Below are 15,231 nucleotides of genomic sequence, written 5' to 3' on the forward strand. Positions count from 1 at the left end.
TCCAGATACCTTGCGTGGGCTCGCGCTTGACCAGCGCTTTCATCAGTTGCGACATGCGACTCTCCTGCGTAAGCGACCATTATACGCGGCCACCCCACACGACCGAACCCGAACCCGAAGCCCGGATAAGCAAAGCGCATCCGGGATGGGCCGCTACGGGGGATGTAGCCCGGATAAGGCCCTCGGCCGCATCCGGGAAGCCTGTATCCACAGGCGTGGAGCTCGGGGCCGCGGGGCGGCCCGTCCCGGATGCGCTGCGCTTATCCGGGCTACGGGCTACAGGGTTCGGGTTCGGTCGTGTGCGGGGGGCCGCGTATAATGGTCGCTTACGCAGGAGAGTCGCATGTCGCAACTGATGAAAGCGCTGGTCAAGCGCGAGCCCACGCAAGGTATCTGGATGGAGGAGGTTCCGATCCCCGAGATCGGTCCCAACGAGGTGCTGGTCAAGGTCGAGAAAACCGCGATCTGCGGCACCGATCTGCATATCTACAAGTGGGACGAATGGAGCCAGCGCACCATCAAGCCGGGGCTGGTGATCGGCCACGAGTTCGTCGGTCGCATCGTCGAGATCGGTCCTGGCGTGACCGGGTACGAGCTCGGCCAGCGGGTATCGGCCGAGGGTCACATTGTGTGCGGCCACTGCCGCAACTGCCGCGCCGGACGCCAGCACCTGTGCCCGCACACGGTGGGCATCGGCGTGAACCGCAACGGCGCATTCGCGGAATTTGTCGCGGTGCCGTCCTCCAACCTGTGGCCGATCCCGGACCCGATCTCATCGGAACTGGCCGCGTTTTTCGATCCCTACGGCAACGCCACGCATTGCGCGCTGGAGTTCGACCTGATCGGCGAGGACGTACTGATCACCGGCGCCGGCCCCATTGGCATCATCGCCGCCGGCATCGCCAAGCACGTGGGCGCGCGCAACGTGGTGGTCACCGACGTCAACGACTACCGCCTGAAACTGGCCGCCGACATGGGCGCCACGCGCGTGATCAACGTGTCCAAGGGACGCCTGAAGGACGTGCTCTCGGACCTGCACATGGAAGGCTTCGACGTGGGCCTGGAGATGAGCGGCAATCCGCACGCCTTCAACGATATGCTCGAATGCATGTACCACGGCGGCAAGGTCGCCCTGCTCGGCCTGCTGCCCAAGGGCGCGGGGATCGACTGGGACCGCGTGATCTTCAAGGGCCTGACCCTGCACGGCATCTACGGCCGGCGCATGTACGAGACCTGGTACAAGATGACGCAGATGGTGCTGACCGGATTCCCGCTGCAGAAGGTGCTCACGCACCAGATCGCCATTGACGACTTCCAGACCGGCTTCGACCTGATGGACTCGGGCAACTGCGGCAAGGTGGTGTGCTCCTGGTCGTGATGCGCGCCTGGACACGGACTACGCCGCTTCGATTTGAATCCTGAAACCTGGAGACCTGACATGGCCTACACCAACCGCGACCGCCTCACCACCGAACTGGACGGCATCCGCGCCGACGGCCTGTACAAGGACGAGCGCATCATCACCTCGCCGCAGTCGTCCGAAATCACGTTGGCCGACGGGCGCAAGGTGCTGAACTTCTGCGCCAACAACTACCTGGGCCTGGCCGACAACCCCGAGGTGATCGCCGCAGCCAAGGAGGCCATGGACACGCACGGTTTCGGCATGGCCAGCGTGCGTTTCATCTGCGGCACGCAGGACCTGCACAAGCAGCTGGAGGCAAAGATTGCCGAATTCTTCGGCACCGACGACGCCATCCTGTATGCGGCCTGCTTCGATGCCAACGGCGGCCTGTTCGAGCCCCTGCTGGGGCCCGAGGACGCGATCATCTCCGACGCGCTCAATCACGCCTCGATCATCGACGGCGTGCGTCTGTGCAAGGCGCAGCGCTACCGCTACGCCAACTCCGACATGGCCGATCTGGAAGCCCAGCTCAAGGCCGCCGATGCCGCTGGCGTGCGCACCAAGCTGATCACCACCGACGGTGCGTTCTCGATGGACGGGTTTGTCGCCAAGCTCGACCAGATCACCGCGCTGGCCGAAAAGTACGGCGCTTTGGTGCACATCGACGAATGCCATTGCACGGGCTTTCTCGGCAAGACCGGCCGCGGCTCGGCCGAGGTGCACGGGGTGATGGACAAGATCGACATCTTCACCGGCACCCTGGGCAAATCACTGGGCGGCGCGGTGGGCGGTTTCACCACCGGCCACCAGGAGATCATCGACATGCTGCGCCAGCGTTCGCGGCCGTATCTTTTTTCCAACTCGCTGCCACCGCACGTGGTCGCCGCCGGCATCAAGGTGTTCGAGATGCTCGACAGCGCCACCGAGCTGCGCGAGCAACTGGCCGAGAACACGGCCTATTTCCGCAAGCGCATCAGCGAGGCCGGCTTCGAGATCAAGCCGGGCAACCACCCGATCGTGCCGGTGATGATCCACGACGCGCCCAAGGCCCAGGCCATGGCCAACGCGCTGCTGGACGAGGGCATTTATGTGACCGGGTTCTTTTTCCCGGTGGTGCCCAAGGGCCAGGCGCGCATCCGCACCCAGATGAGCGCCGCGCACACCCGCGAGCAGCTGGACACGGTGATCGACGCCTTCACCCGCGTCGGCAAGCAGCTCGGCGTGCTGAAGTAGGCGTGTAAAACCGTAGCCCGGATAAGCAAAGCGCATCCGGGAAAACACTCCACGTAGCCACGTAGCCACGTAGCCCCGTAGCCCGGATAAGCAAAGCGCATCCGGGAGCAAGACCGTGGCGCGTCTGACTTGCCCGGGTCACCCCAGCTGTTCGCGCACCTTCTGGACCAGCTCGAACAAAGGCTTGCGATCAGGTTCCCAGGGAATGCTCTGGTTGGCCAGCGCCTCGATCGCGTCGACCTGCAGCAGGATCGGCTGACGCGCCACGCGCGCGCCGATGCTGTTGGCCAGCGCCAGCAGCACTTCCAACTGCCGTTCGAGAATGGCCACATTGCCGGCCGCGTTCTGGCGGATCTGGTCAAACGCCAGCGCGATGCAGTCGCCAAGCTTGAGCGCGTGGGTGACCACGCGGATGGTGCCCTCCCGGCTGTGCAACTGCGGCGGGAACCGCCGTTCGGCCATGTGCAGCAGCATCACGCCAATCCAGTTCAGGCACATCACGCAGGTGGTGGTTTCGTTGATGCCGGGTGAAAGCGCCTTGATCGCCACGTCCACAAGCTGCCGCAAGCCGTAGCCGGGATCGTTGGCCATGGTGCGCTGGGGAGCGAACGACCAGGCGTCGTGAAGCTCGTCGATCGTTGGTTTTTCCAGCGGCTCGGCGCTGCGCAGCTCCGCCATCACCTCGCCGCGGGCGATGAAATGCCCCGCGCTTCGATCGATGCGCACCAGACCGCCGAACTTCTCGGCGCGGCGCGCCAGCAAGTCGTAGTCGATGCCCGTGATGTAGCCACTGCGCATGGCGCGCAACTGGCTGCGCTCGGAAGTTTCCGGCCGGTTGGTGGCGACGTTGCCTTCGTCGGGCGGCTCGAAGCGTTGCGGAAAGTGATGGTCGATGGACGGCATCGCATCGCGGGCAATGGCCGCCACCACGTTGGTGGCCTGCAGGCCCTGGACGATGTGGTGGATGAAGTAGATCAGCACCGCGATGCCGAGGAAGGCCAGCGCCAGCGCGCCCAGCATGGCCAGCGGCGGGGCCTGGTCGGCGGGGCTGTCCGCCGACAGCGAGCGCAACACCAGCATGCAGTACACGAAGATTCCCAGGAAGGTGCCCAGCACCGCCTGGTTGCCGCGATCACGGATGAAATTGCGCAGCACACGCGAGGTGTACTGCCCAGCGGCCAGGGTGATCGCGGCAATGGTGATGGAAAACACCACGCCGGCGATGGTGATGATGGAGCTGCCGATCACCTGCAGCATCGCCGAGGCGCCGCGGATGCGCACGTTCATGAAGGTGTTGAACCATTGCGGCTTTTCCCACCAGTGCGGGGGCAGCGCAGCGTCGGCCGCCAGCATGGCGTAGGCCAGGATCACCGCGCCGATCACGATCAGCGAAGGCACGAACCACAGGCTGGTGCGCAGGGCGTCCAGCCACAGGCGAAATCGTTTCATCATGGCGCAAGTGCTCCCATGGCATGCTCCAGCCGCCAGCCTTCGCACGTGGCCAGGTGCCGCCGGAGCCCCTGGGTCCCGACGCCCAGCGTCAGCAATCCAAGCGCCACTCCGCGAACGGGCGCACACTGGTGACGATCAAGGTGTTCGGGGCGACGGTTGGTCTGCATGCAGGCGTTCCGACAGTGTTGCCCACCAGTCTACACACCCGCCACCCATGACAAGTACTGCCGAACGGGACGGACGAATGCGCACGCGGCGTGCATCCATATGCCATTGCGGCTCGTATTGAGAAGAGTCGAAGCATTCAAGCGGGATACACTCCACCATGAAGCATGTCCAACGCACACGCGAACGCCCCGGACGCCTGCTCACGGCGTTGCGCCTGTGGTTTGACACCAGCGCCACGCCGGCACCCACGGATAACGCGCCGGACCGCATCGACTGGGCCCGCGTGGTGCCTTTCATTGCCATGCACCTGGCGTGCCTGGCGGTGATCTGGGTGGGCTTTTCCTGGTTTGCGTTGTGGACGGCCCTGGCGCTCTACGCCATCCGCATGTTCGCGATCACCGCCTTTTACCACCGCTATTTCTCGCACCGTGCCTACAAGGCGCCGCGTGCGGTGCAGTTTGTTTTTGCGGTGGTCGGCGCCAGCGCGGTCCAGCGCGGTCCGCTGTGGTGGGCGGCGCACCACCGTAATCACCATCGCCATTCGGATGGCCCGGCGGACATGCATTCCCCGGTGCAGCGCGGTTTCCTGTGGAGCCACATGGGCTGGTTCCTGACGAGGCGTGGTTTTGCCACCGACTGGAGCGTGATCCCGGACCTGGCCAAGTTTCCCGAGCTTCGCTGGATCGACCGCTACGACATCCTGATGCCGATCGCCCTGGCCACCGGCCTGTTCTTCCTCGGCGGCTGGCTGCATGGCGCGCATCCAGAGTTGGGCACCAGTGCCGGCCAGTTGCTGGTTTGGGGCTTTTTCATCTCCACTGTGCTGCTGTTTCACGCCTCGGTGACCATCAACTCGTTGGCGCATCGCTTTGGCTCGCGCCGTTTCGAGACCCGCGACAACAGCCGCAACAACCTGTGGCTGGCGCTGCTGACCTTTGGCGAGGGCTGGCACAACAACCACCATCATTTCCCGGGCTCCGCGCGCCAGGGGTTCCGCTGGTGGGAGATCGACATGACCTATTACGCACTGCGCGTGATGGCCGCTTGCGGACTGATCCGCCAACTCAAGGCCGTGCCCGCCGGCCTGCGCCGGCCCCACGCGAAGCACTGAATCCATGACCGCTCGCATCGCCGTCATCGGTTCCGGCATCTCCGGACTGGCCAGCGCCTGGCTGCTGTCACGCAGCTATGACGTGACGCTGTACGAGGCCAACGGCCGGCTCGGCGGCCACACCGATACCCACGACATCCAAATCGGCGACACCCGTTACGCCGTGGACACCGGGTTCATTGTCTACAACCCGAAGCATTACCCGTTGCTGTGCAAGATGTTCCAGTCGCTGGGCGTCGAGGGCCAGCCGACCACCATGAGCTTTGCCGTGCACAACGCGCGCAGCGGGCTGGAATACAACGCCACCAGCATCAACCGCCTGTTCTGCCAGCGCCGCAACCTGTTCTCGCCGCGCTTCCACGGCATGGTGCGGGACATCCTGCGTTTCTACCGCGAAGCGCCCGCGCTGCTGCAGGCCGGCGGCCCCGGCCCGACCCTGGGCACCTACCTCGAGGACCATGGCTACGGCGCGGCCTTCCGCGACGATCACATCGTGCCGATGGCCAGCGCCCTGTGGTCCTCGCCCGGCACCCGGGTGCTGGATTTCCCGGCGGCCTATCTGGTGCGCTTCATGGCCAACCATCACATGCTGCAAGTGGATGACCGTCCCGAATGGCGGGTGGTGCGGGGCGGCTCGCAGCAGTATGTCCACGCGCTGCACGCATCCTGGTCGGTGCACGAGCGCCTGGACTGCCCGGTCCGGCACGTCACCCGCCATGCGTCCGGCGTCCAGGTGGATACGGACGCCGGCAGCGAATCCTTCGAGCACGTGGTGCTGGCCTGCCACAGCGACCAGGCACTGGGCCTGCTTGGCGATGCCAGCGATGCCGAGCGCGACATCCTTGGTGCCATCGAGTGGCAGCCCAATGACACGGTGCTGCATACCGACACACGTGTGCTGCCGCGCAACCGCAAGGCATGGGCGGCGTGGAATGCGCTGATCCCGGAACGCGAGAGTGACCAGTGCACGGTCAGCTACTGCATGAACCACCTGCAGTCCATCGATGCCGCGGAAACATTTATCGTGTCCCTGAACTGCAGCGACCGTATCGACCCGGACAGGATCCTCAAGCGGCGTGCGTACCATCACCCGGTCTACACCCATGCCACCGTGAACGCGCAACAGCGCAAGAGCGAAATCCAGGGCCAGCGCAACACCTGGTTCGCCGGCGCCTGGTGGGGCTGGGGTTTCCACGAGGACGGCATGCGCAGCGCCGTGGACGTGGCTCATGGCCTGGGCGTGGACGGGCCATGAATGGGCAACGCTATACCCCACCGCTGGACACTCCGCGCATGACCGCGCCCGCCATCGTCAAACGCGACACCGACGTGACCGCACGCGCCAGCCTGGCCAGCGGCATCTACGAGGGCTGGGTGCGCCATCGCCGCCATGCCCCGCATGCGCATGCCTTTCGCTATCGCGTGGCCATGCTCTATCTGGATCTTGCCGAGGTCGACACGCTGTTCGAGGGGCGCTGGCTGTGGTCGACGGAAGCCGGCAACGTGGCCAACTTCCGTCGCCGCGACTACATGGGCCCGCACGACATCCCGCTGGAGGAAGCCGTGCGCCGCAAGGTGGCCCAGTCCACCGGCGTGCGACCCACCGGTCCGATCCGGCTGCTTACCCACCTTCGCTACTTCGGGATGATCTTCAACCCGGTCAGCTTCTACTACTGCTATGACGCCGACGGCTGCACGCTGCAGACCATCGTCGCCGAAATCACCAACACCCCGTGGAAGGAACGCCACAGCTACGTGCTGCCGCTGACCAGGGCACAACGACATGGCCGCGCGGCGTCATGGCGTTTTCCCAAGACCTTCCACGTATCGCCGTTCATGCCCATGCAGCGCGATTACGCCTGGCGCTTGACCACGCCGGGACGGAGCCTGCTGGTGCACATGGATGTGCTCAATGGCGCGCAGCGCGAGTTCGACGCCACCCTTGTCCTGCACCGCCGCCCGGTGAATGGTGCCAACCTGGCGCGCGTGCTGTGGCGCTACCCGGCCATGACCGCCAAGGTCGTCGCCGCCATCCACTGGCAGGCCCTGCGACTGTTCATCAAACGCAACCCCGTGCACGACCATCCTGGCAAACGAGGAACCTGAGCCATGGACATGCAAATCGAACACGTCCTTACCGAAAACACCCGCGCGCCCTCCGGCCTGGAGCGCATGCTGCGCAGTCGCCTGATCGCGCAGATGGACGCGCTCAAGGATGCCCGTCTGGTCCTCGTCGACGGTCTGGGCGAACAGGTCCTGGGCACGCCGGCCGCACGCGAGCAGGACACGTTGCGCGTGCGCGTCCAGGTACAAGACCCGGCCTTCTACCGCCACCTGGCCAGCAACGGCAGCGTCGGCGCGGGCGAGGCCTGGATGGACGGCCTGTGGCAATGCGACGACCTGGTCGCGCTGATCCGCATCCTGGTGCGCAACCGCGACACCCTCGACGCGATGGAAACCGGCCTGGCCCGGCTTGGCGGCATGGCCATGCGCGCCTGGCACGCCCTGCGACGCAACACCAAGTTGGGCAGCCGACGCAACATCGCCGCGCACTACGATCTCGGCAATCCGCTGTTCGAGCTGTTCCTGGACCCGGCGCTGATGTATTCCTCGGCCATCTACGCCCGCGAGGACGAGACGCTGGAGGTCGCGGCCACGCGCAAGCTCGAGCGCATCTGCCGCAAGCTCGACCTGAAACCGGACGACCACGTGGTCGAGATCGGCACCGGCTGGGGCGGATTCGCGGTGCATGCCGCCACCCACCACGGCTGCCGCGTGACCACGACGACCATCTCCCGCGAACAGTACGACCTGGCCCGCGAGCGGGTCGCGACAGCTGGCTTGTCCGATCGCGTCACGGTGCTGCTGGAGGATTACCGAGACCTCACCGGGAGCTACGACAAGCTGGTTTCGATCGAGATGATCGAGGCCATCGGCCACCAGTATCTGGAGACCTATTTCAAGACCGTGGCCAAGCTGCTCAAGCGCGACGGCGCGGCGCTGATCCAGGCGATCACCATCGAGGACCACCGCTACAGCCAGGCGCTGCACTCGGTGGATTTCATCAAGCGTCACATCTTCCCGGGCAGTTTCATCCCCTGCGTAAGCGCGATGCTGGGTTCGGCCGCCAAGGCGAGCGATCTGCGCCTGTTCAATCTGGAGGATATCGGTCCCAGCTATGCGTTGACCCTGCGCGCATGGCGCCAGCGGTTCATGCGCAGGCTGCCCGAAGTGCGCGCGCTGGGCTATGACGAGCGCTTCGTGCGCATGTGGGAGTTCTATCTGGCCTACTGCGAGGGCGGGTTCCTGGAGCGTTCCATCGGCGATGTGCAGATGCTGTTCACACGCCCGGACAGCCGCCTCGACACCTGGATTCCCGACCCGGCATGAACACCTGGCTCAACATCATCGGCTACCAGTGCGTCTGGCTGGTTGCGGTCTGGGGCGCCAGCCACGGGCTGTGGTGGCCGGCGGCACTGGCGATGCTGCCGTTTGCCGGCTGGATCCTGGCCCGCGAGGGTGCGCAGATCGACTTGATGGTGATGGCCTGCGTGGTACCGATCGGCGTGGCCATGGACAGCCTGATGGCCGCCACGGGGCTGCTCGATTACGCCGCGCCGGTCCCCTCCACGCATCTGGCGCCGCTGTGGATCGTGGCCATCTGGATGTCCTTCTCGCTGACCCTGCGTCATACCTTTCGCTTCATGTTCGGCAAGCCCCTGCTGGCGGCGGCGTTTGGCGCCCTGGGCGCACCGCTGGCCTATCTTGGCGCCGAGCGGGGCTGGCAGGCCGTTCAGTTTGGCCACGGCATGCTTGCCGCGCTGGCCAGCCTGGGCGCCCTTTGGGCCCTTGCCTTCCCGGTGATGATCTTCCTGGCCCGACGGCTGGAGCAACACACCCCCGAGATGGTTTCCGGAGAACACCATGTCTGAGCTTTCCCCATGGATCCAGCCGCTGATCGTGTTTGCAGCCACCGCGGTACTGATGGTGCTGGCCTGGCTGCGCCAGCGCGTCACCCGCAACGCCGGGATCGTGGATATCGTCTGGGCCGGCAGCATGATGACCAGCGCGGTGTACTACGCACTGGTCGGCCCCGGCAGCGTCGAGGTGCGCCTGGCCACGGGCGTACTCGGCGGACTGTGGGGCGGGCGGCTGTTCGTGTTCCTTTTGCGGCGCGTCAGCAGCGAACCGGAGGATGGACGCTACGCCTACCTGCGCCAATACTGGAACGACGCCCAAGGCAAGTTCCTGGCGTTCTTTCTGGCCCAGGCCATGTTCACCGCCCTGCTCTCGCTGCCGTTCCTGGCCACCGTGTGGAACCGGCAGCCGCTGGCGCACTGGGCACTGGCTGCCGCCATCGCGATCTGGTTGATCAGCGTGGCAGGCGAAGCCCTGGCCGACCGCCAGCTCACACGCTTCCGGCATGACCCCGACCATCGCGGCAAGACCTGCCGCAGCGGCCTGTGGCGCTATTCGCGCCATCCCAACTATTTCTTCGAGTGGCTGCACTGGTTCGCCTACCCGTTGCTTGCGATCGGTTCGCCGATCGCATGGCTGGCCTGGTCAGGACCTGTGCTGATGCTGGTGTTCCTGTACCGCCTGACCGGCATTCCCTATACCGAGGCGCAGGCGGTGCGCAGTCGCGGCGACGATTACCGCGCCTATCAGCGCAGCACCAGCGCCTTCATCCCCTGGTTTCCGAAGGAGGACATTGACCATGTCTGAGAGTATCGCCCTGTCCCACAGCCAACGGCGTGCGCCACGCGAACACGGGCTGATCGGCCTGGCCGAGCGTGGCCTGGTACCCGACAGCCTGCTGCGCCTGGGCATCCGCCGCCTGTGCGCGCAACGCCTGCGCGAGGAGCGCGACGGCCATGTCGAACAGCACTGGGAGCGTTTCAACGCGCTGCTGGAGGAGCTGCGCCAAAGCCCGCTGGCCATCCACACCGATGCCGCCAACGAACAGCATTACGAACTGCCGCCGAAATTCTTCGAGCTTTGTCTGGGCAAGCGGCTTAAATATTCCAGCTGCTATTTCCCGCGCGGCGATGAATCGCTGGAAGCCGGCGAGGATGCCATGTTGCGTCTTTATGGCGAGCGCGCCGAACTGATGGACGGCCAGGACATCCTGGAACTGGGCTGCGGCTGGGGCTCGTTGACGTTGTGGATGGCCGAGCGCTATCCGAACGCGCGCATCACGGCGGTATCCAATTCACGCCTGCAGCGCACCCACATCGAGCACCGCTGCCGCGAACGGGGCCTGGACAACGTCACGGTGGTGACCGCGGACGTCAATCGCCTGAGTCTCGAACCGGCGCGCTACGACCGTGTGGTCTCGATCGAGATGTTCGAACACATGCGCAACTACGGCACCTTGCTGCACAACATCGGCAGCTGGCTCAAGCCCGGTGGCAAGCTGTTTGTGCACATCTTCTGCCATCGCGAGCTGATGTATCCGTTCGAGACCGAAGGCGAGGACAACTGGATGGGCCGCCACTTCTTCACCGGCGGCCTGATGCCGGCGGCCGATACACTGCTGCACTTCCAGCAGGATCTGACGCTGGAACATCAATGGCGCTTGTCCGGACGCCACTATGAGCGAACTTCCAACCTGTGGCTGGCCAACCAGGACGCCCGCCGCAACGAGGTGCTTGCCGTGCTCGGCGAGGCCTACGGCGCAGATGCCGAGCTGTGGCACCAACGCTGGAGGATGTTCTGGATGGCCTGCGCGGAACTGTTCGGCTATGACCACGGCCAGGAATGGCTGGTTGGCCACTATCGCTTCGTACGCCCCTGAGGGTACCAACGCATCCGCGTGCTGCAGCATGAAAAAGCCCGGCTTTCGCCGGGCTTTTTTGTACCGCTTGTGATGACAGACCGCTTACTGCTGGTTCTCGACCTGCAGCTCAGTCCGACGGTTGCGTGCGCGACCGTCCTTGGTGGAATTGCTGGCCACCGGGTTGCTCTCACCATGGCCTTCCGGACCATCCAGACGGCCGGCAGACACTCCATGCGAGGTCAGGTAGTTGTAGACAATCCTGGCACGACGCACCGACAGGGCCTGGTTGTAGGCTTTGCTGCCGATCGAGTCCGTGTAGCCGGCTACCATCACGCGCACGTTCGGGTAACGCTGGAGGGTATCGACGGCCTGGTTGAGGATGTCCATCGAAGCGGACGCCGGCTTTTGCAGGGTCGCCTCGATGTTGGTTTCACCCTTGTGCGGACGGTCGAACTTGAAGTTCACGCCACGCAGGTCGATGACCACTTTCTGCGGGCATCCGTCCGGACCGACAATGGTGCCTTCCGCGGTATTCGGGCACTTGTCGTCACAGTTGTTGACGCCGTCATGGTCGCTATCAAGCTGTTGGCAGGTCGGCTGTGGCGGCGGTGGTGGTGCCGCCGGCGGCGGCGGCGGCGGTGGTGGTGCGGCCACCGGGGCGGCGCCCAGGCGCATGGCCAGGCTCAGGCCGAGGAACCAGTCACCGTATCCACCGGCGTTCTGACTTTGGTTGTCCCAGTCGTAGCGCCAGCCGGCCTCCATGCGCAGATCCGTGTTGCTGGTCAGTGTCTTGGACAAGCCACCACCCACTTCCATGGCCGGGGACCAGCCGCTGGCCATCCGATTGTAATGGTGGCTCCCCATCAGGCCGATCAGGGCATACGGGCGCCAGGCATTCCAACCACCACCGTAAAACCGGCCGGCTGCGCCGACCGTGTAGTTTCTCCACTTGCCGCCGACAGGTGCGTCGACATTACGCGAGGTGTAGTCGGCAAAACCGTCGAGCGAGAAATTCGGCGTCAGGAACTTGCCGAACCCGAGCCCGTAATACAACTGACTGCTGTTGGTGTTGCGGGCGGTGTCGTTGTAGTACCCGCCAATGGTCGGCGCGATATACCAGCGACCGTCGAAATTCTTGCTGTCGGACGAGCTGGATGTGCTCATCATCGAAGCGTTTCCGGTGGAGGACGTCGCATCCTGTGCGTGGGCGGCAGCTACACCGCCAAGCGACAAGGCTGCAAGTAGATACAAGGCCTTGTGTTTCATTGTGGATCTCCTTTTTACAAACATTGCTTTTGCGTACGCCCCGGCCCGCGGCATGCATGTTGCGCGCTACCGAAATAGGGGGATGTACCTGACACGTCGAGGCTGTCGACAACATGACGCGTGCGGTGAGTCCATTTTAGCAAAAACAAAACATTTGCCACGGGGCGAAAAAATGTCATTCATATGGCAGTCATGCGGGTAAATCAGAGCGTGAACAGCTCCATGAAATCATCCACCGCCATGGCATCCAGGCTTTCCGGATCCGACGTGGCGGACAGAATGGCCTGAACCTGTTTTGCCGAAAGATGACCGCGCAGCGCCTGCTCGAACTTGTTCAAGAGCACCGGAATGCCTTCCTCACGCCGGCGTCGGTGCCCGATCGGATAATCGATGGAGACCTTCTGCGTGCTCGTTCCATCCTTGAAGAACACCTGCACCGCGTTGCCGATGTAGCGTTTGTCCGGGTCGAAGTAGTCCTTGGTGAACTGCGGGTTCTCGGTCACCTGCATCTTGTCGCGCAAGGCGTCGATGCGCGGATCGGCGGCCACCTCGTCGTTGTAGTCGGCGGCGGTCAGGCGGCCGAAGATCAGCGGTACGGCGACCATGTACTGGATGCAGTGGTCGCGGTCGGCATAGTTGGCCAGTGGGCCGGTCTTGTCGATGATGCGGCAGCCCGCCTCCTGGGTCTCGATCAGGATCTTCTCGATCTGGTCGATCCTGCCCGACACCTCCTCGTGCAACTGCATGGCGCATTCGACCGCCGTCTGGGCATGGAACTCGGCCGGAAAGCTGATCTTCAGCAGCACGTTTTCCATCACGTAGCTGCCGAACGGGCGCTCGAACTCGAACGGCTTGCCGCCGAAGGCGACATCGTAAAAGCCCCAGGTCCTGGCAGTCAGCGCCGACGGGTAGCCGACCACGCCCTTGTGCGCGGCGTTGATGGCATGGGTGACGGCACGGCGGCAGGCATCGCCGGCGGCCCAGCTCTTGCGCGGCCCGGTATTGGGCGCGTGGCGGTAGGTACGCAGCGCGCCGTTGTCGATCCAGCTGTGCGAAACGGCAGTGACGATGGCGTCCTTGTCGCCGCCCAGCATGTGCGTGGCCACGGCGGTGGAGGCCAGGCGCACCAGGATCACGTGGTCCTGGCCGACGCGGTTGAAGCTGTTCTTCAGTGCATAGCAGCCCTGGATCTCGTGCGCCTTGATGGCGGCAGTGAGCACGTCGCGCACGGTCAACGGCTGCCCACCCTCCCGGCGGGCCTTGCGGCTGAGGTAATCGGCCACCGAAAGGATTGCGCCGAGGTTGTCCGACGGATGACCCCACTCGGCCGCCAGCCAGGTGTCGTTGAAGTCCAGCCAGCGGATCTGGGCCCCGATGGCGAAGGCCCCTTGCACCGGATCCAGTTCATGGCTGGTGCCCGGCACCCGGGTACCGCCAGGCAGCGTGGCGCCCGGGACCAGCGGCCCCAGGTGCTTGACACATTCGGGAAACTTCATCGCCAGCATCGCGCAGCCCAGGGAGTCGAGCAGCATGTAACGGGCCGTGTCGTAGGCCTCGCTCGAATCGATCGTGTAATCGGCGACATAATCGGCAATGTCGACCATCGGCTGGTCGGGGTCGGGACGCTGGGCGGAACGGATGTCGGGTGCGCTCATGCGGGGGCCTCGCTGGATGAATAATCGGCCATTGTACCTTGGCAGCAAACACGACACCTGCAAGGCGCGTGATACGGCTTGACGCCGGGCGGCTGCAGTCCCGACAATCGTACCCGTCAAGGGGGAGTAGCTCCCAAGCGCGACGGTCGTCATCACGGGTCCAACCCCGGCCGGCGCGGCGGCACAAGCCGCGAGCGAGACTCTTGCACCGAGCGAGCCCGCGCGCGGGTCGTGCGGGTGCAAGTCGTCGGCGCGCAATGGAGCCCACATGCATTTCCTCAGTCCACACTACCTTTCGGCCCTGCTTGCCATCATCCTGATCGACCTGGTGCTGGCCGGCGACAACGCCATCGTCATCGCCATGGCTGCGCGTCGACTGCCCAAGGAACTGCAACGCAAGGCGATCATCTGGGGCACGGTCGGAGCCATCGGCGTGCGCACCGCCATGACCCTGGTCGTGGTGTACCTGTTGCGCATCCCCGGGCTGATGTTCCTGGGCGGACTGATTCTGTTTCCGATCGCCTGGAAGCTGCTGCGCGAGGATGATCTCGACCAGCCGCATATCAGCAAGATCACCGGATTCTGGACCGCCATGCGCACCATCGTGATCGCCGATGCACTGATGGGCCTGGATAATGTACTGGCGGTTGCCGGTGCCTCCAAGAACCACATGTCGCTGGTGGTGACCGGCTTGCTGGTCAGCATTCCGCTGGTGGTCTGGGGTTCGACGCTGATCCTGAAAATGATGGGCCGCTTCCCATGGATCATCTATCTGGGGGCGGGCGCCATCGCCTGGACCGCCGCACGCATGATCACCCACGGCTACGGACTGAAAGGCTGGTTCGACCAGCATGATGCGTTGCGCTGGGTGGTCGATATTTTCGCCATTTTGGCCATCTGCGGCGGCAGCTGGTGGATGGAGCAACGGGCAAAACGCAAGGCTGGCCACTGATTGCATTGCAGTGCTGGCATGCGTGTTCGTCCCCGTCCATAATCAAACGATCGTTTGGATCGGATCAAGCGCATGACCGACACAGCCTATCCTGCACTGTTGAGCCCGCTGGATCTGGGCTTCTGCAGCCTGCCCAACCGGGTGCTGATGGGTTCGATGCATACCGGTCTGGAGGACCACGCCAGGGATTACGACAAGCTGGCGGCATTTTTC

At 64.5% G+C, this 15,231-nt stretch carries 14 protein-coding genes; 10 read left to right on the plus strand and 4 right to left on the minus strand.

What is annotated here, in order from left to right; all coding sequences use genetic code 11:
* Positions 1–355 precede the first annotated feature (355 nt).
* Together tdh and kbl are read left to right on the plus strand one after the other, a co-directional pair.
* Positions 356–1,378 (plus strand): L-threonine 3-dehydrogenase, encoded by a 1,023-nt coding sequence (gene tdh, locus PF446_RS10845; RefSeq protein WP_298071472.1) that lies wholly within the window; start codon positions 356–358, stop codon positions 1,376–1,378.
* Positions 1,379–1,438: 60 nt separating this feature from the next.
* On the plus strand, positions 1,439–2,635 hold the full coding sequence (gene kbl, locus PF446_RS10850) for a glycine C-acetyltransferase (protein ID WP_298071452.1): 1,197 nt from the start codon (positions 1,439–1,441) through the stop codon (positions 2,633–2,635).
* A 138-nt stretch (positions 2,636–2,773) separates the two neighbouring features.
* Here the strand turns inward: kbl and PF446_RS10855 are convergent, their stop codons facing one another.
* Complete coding sequence (locus tag PF446_RS10855; protein ID WP_298071454.1) at positions 2,774–4,087, minus strand: DUF2254 domain-containing protein; 1,314 nt, start codon at positions 4,085–4,087, stop codon at positions 2,774–2,776.
* Positions 4,084–4,254 (minus strand): hypothetical protein, encoded by a 171-nt coding sequence (locus PF446_RS10860; protein ID WP_298071456.1) that lies wholly within the window; start codon positions 4,252–4,254, stop codon positions 4,084–4,086. Before PF446_RS10860 ends, PF446_RS10855 begins: the two co-directional genes overlap by 4 nt.
* Positions 4,255–4,412: 158 nt before the next feature.
* Between PF446_RS10860 and PF446_RS10865 the strand changes: the two genes are divergently transcribed.
* Genes PF446_RS10865 through PF446_RS10895 form a run of 7 tightly spaced genes read left to right on the plus strand, consistent with a single transcriptional unit; the run spans position 4,413 to position 11,163 of the window.
* Positions 4,413–5,366, plus strand: coding sequence for a fatty acid desaturase (locus tag PF446_RS10865; RefSeq protein ID WP_298071458.1), 954 nt, complete (start codon positions 4,413–4,415; stop codon positions 5,364–5,366).
* A 4-nt stretch (positions 5,367–5,370) separates the two neighbouring features.
* Positions 5,371–6,621, plus strand: a complete 1,251-nt coding sequence (locus PF446_RS10870; RefSeq protein WP_298071460.1) for an FAD-dependent oxidoreductase — start codon at positions 5,371–5,373, stop codon at positions 6,619–6,621.
* Between the two features lie 38 nt (positions 6,622–6,659).
* Positions 6,660–7,472: a DUF1365 domain-containing protein gene (locus PF446_RS10875; RefSeq protein WP_298071474.1), complete on the plus strand. Its 813-nt coding sequence runs from the start codon at positions 6,660–6,662 to the stop codon at positions 7,470–7,472.
* 9 nt (positions 7,473–7,481) lie between these two features.
* A complete protein-coding gene (locus PF446_RS10880) occupies positions 7,482–8,756 on the plus strand; it encodes a cyclopropane-fatty-acyl-phospholipid synthase family protein (protein WP_298071476.1) in 1,275 nt (424 codons plus the stop codon).
* Positions 8,753–9,298: a DUF2878 domain-containing protein gene (locus tag PF446_RS10885; protein WP_298071462.1), complete on the plus strand. Its 546-nt coding sequence runs from the start codon at positions 8,753–8,755 to the stop codon at positions 9,296–9,298. Before PF446_RS10880 ends, PF446_RS10885 begins: the two co-directional genes overlap by 4 nt.
* A gap of 52 nt (positions 9,299–9,350) precedes the next feature.
* A complete protein-coding gene (locus PF446_RS10890; RefSeq protein ID WP_298071478.1) occupies positions 9,351–10,091 on the plus strand; it encodes a DUF1295 domain-containing protein in 741 nt (246 codons plus the stop codon).
* Entirely contained in the window at positions 10,084–11,163 is a 1,080-nt protein-coding gene (locus PF446_RS10895; RefSeq protein ID WP_298071464.1) for a cyclopropane-fatty-acyl-phospholipid synthase family protein, read from the plus strand. The genes PF446_RS10890 and PF446_RS10895 overlap by 8 nt, the downstream gene beginning before the upstream one ends.
* 84 nt (positions 11,164–11,247) lie before the next feature.
* On the opposite strand, the gene PF446_RS10900 is transcribed toward PF446_RS10895, so the two are convergent.
* Positions 11,248–12,411 (minus strand): OmpA family protein, encoded by a 1,164-nt coding sequence (locus PF446_RS10900; protein ID WP_298071466.1) that lies wholly within the window; start codon positions 12,409–12,411, stop codon positions 11,248–11,250.
* A 203-nt stretch (positions 12,412–12,614) separates the two neighbouring features.
* The gene (locus tag PF446_RS10905) at positions 12,615–14,066 is read right to left on the minus strand and encodes a bifunctional 2-methylcitrate dehydratase/aconitate hydratase (RefSeq protein ID WP_298071468.1); all 1,452 of its coding nucleotides are present in this window, start codon (positions 14,064–14,066) and stop codon (positions 12,615–12,617) included.
* Positions 14,067–14,334: 268 nt separating this feature from the next.
* Here PF446_RS10905 and PF446_RS10910 point away from each other — a divergent pair, with 268 nt between their 5' ends.
* Positions 14,335–15,018 (plus strand): TerC family protein, encoded by a 684-nt coding sequence (locus tag PF446_RS10910; RefSeq protein ID WP_298071470.1) that lies wholly within the window; start codon positions 14,335–14,337, stop codon positions 15,016–15,018.
* The last annotated feature ends 213 nt before the right edge of the window (positions 15,019–15,231 follow it).

Origin of the sequence: Oleiagrimonas sp., assembly GCF_027858935.1 — a bacterium.
Lineage (GTDB): Bacteria > Pseudomonadota > Gammaproteobacteria > Xanthomonadales > Rhodanobacteraceae > Oleiagrimonas.

What these genes read in the sequence shown, in the direction of transcription:
- tdh (WP_298071472.1), top strand. Translation starts at nt 356, where the DNA reads ATGAAAGCGCTGGTCAAGCGCGAGCCCACGCAAGGTATCTGGATGGAG.
- kbl (WP_298071452.1), top strand. Translation starts at nt 1,439, where the DNA reads ATGGCCTACACCAACCGCGACCGCCTCACCACCGAACTGGACGGCATC.
- PF446_RS10855 (WP_298071454.1), bottom strand. Translation starts at nt 4,087, where the DNA reads ATGATGAAACGATTTCGCCTGTGGCTGGACGCCCTGCGCACCAGCCTG.
- PF446_RS10860 (WP_298071456.1), bottom strand. Translation starts at nt 4,254, where the DNA reads ATGCAGACCAACCGTCGCCCCGAACACCTTGATCGTCACCAGTGTGCG.
- PF446_RS10865 (WP_298071458.1), top strand. Translation starts at nt 4,413, where the DNA reads ATGAAGCATGTCCAACGCACACGCGAACGCCCCGGACGCCTGCTCACG.
- PF446_RS10870 (WP_298071460.1), top strand. Translation starts at nt 5,371, where the DNA reads ATGACCGCTCGCATCGCCGTCATCGGTTCCGGCATCTCCGGACTGGCC.
- PF446_RS10875 (WP_298071474.1), top strand. Translation starts at nt 6,660, where the DNA reads ATGACCGCGCCCGCCATCGTCAAACGCGACACCGACGTGACCGCACGC.
- PF446_RS10880 (WP_298071476.1), top strand. Translation starts at nt 7,482, where the DNA reads ATGCAAATCGAACACGTCCTTACCGAAAACACCCGCGCGCCCTCCGGC.
- PF446_RS10885 (WP_298071462.1), top strand. Translation starts at nt 8,753, where the DNA reads ATGAACACCTGGCTCAACATCATCGGCTACCAGTGCGTCTGGCTGGTT.
- PF446_RS10890 (WP_298071478.1), top strand. Translation starts at nt 9,351, where the DNA reads ATGGTGCTGGCCTGGCTGCGCCAGCGCGTCACCCGCAACGCCGGGATC.
- PF446_RS10895 (WP_298071464.1), top strand. Translation starts at nt 10,084, where the DNA reads ATGTCTGAGAGTATCGCCCTGTCCCACAGCCAACGGCGTGCGCCACGC.
- PF446_RS10900 (WP_298071466.1), bottom strand. Translation starts at nt 12,411, where the DNA reads ATGAAACACAAGGCCTTGTATCTACTTGCAGCCTTGTCGCTTGGCGGT.
- PF446_RS10905 (WP_298071468.1), bottom strand. Translation starts at nt 14,066, where the DNA reads ATGAGCGCACCCGACATCCGTTCCGCCCAGCGTCCCGACCCCGACCAG.
- PF446_RS10910 (WP_298071470.1), top strand. Translation starts at nt 14,335, where the DNA reads ATGCATTTCCTCAGTCCACACTACCTTTCGGCCCTGCTTGCCATCATC.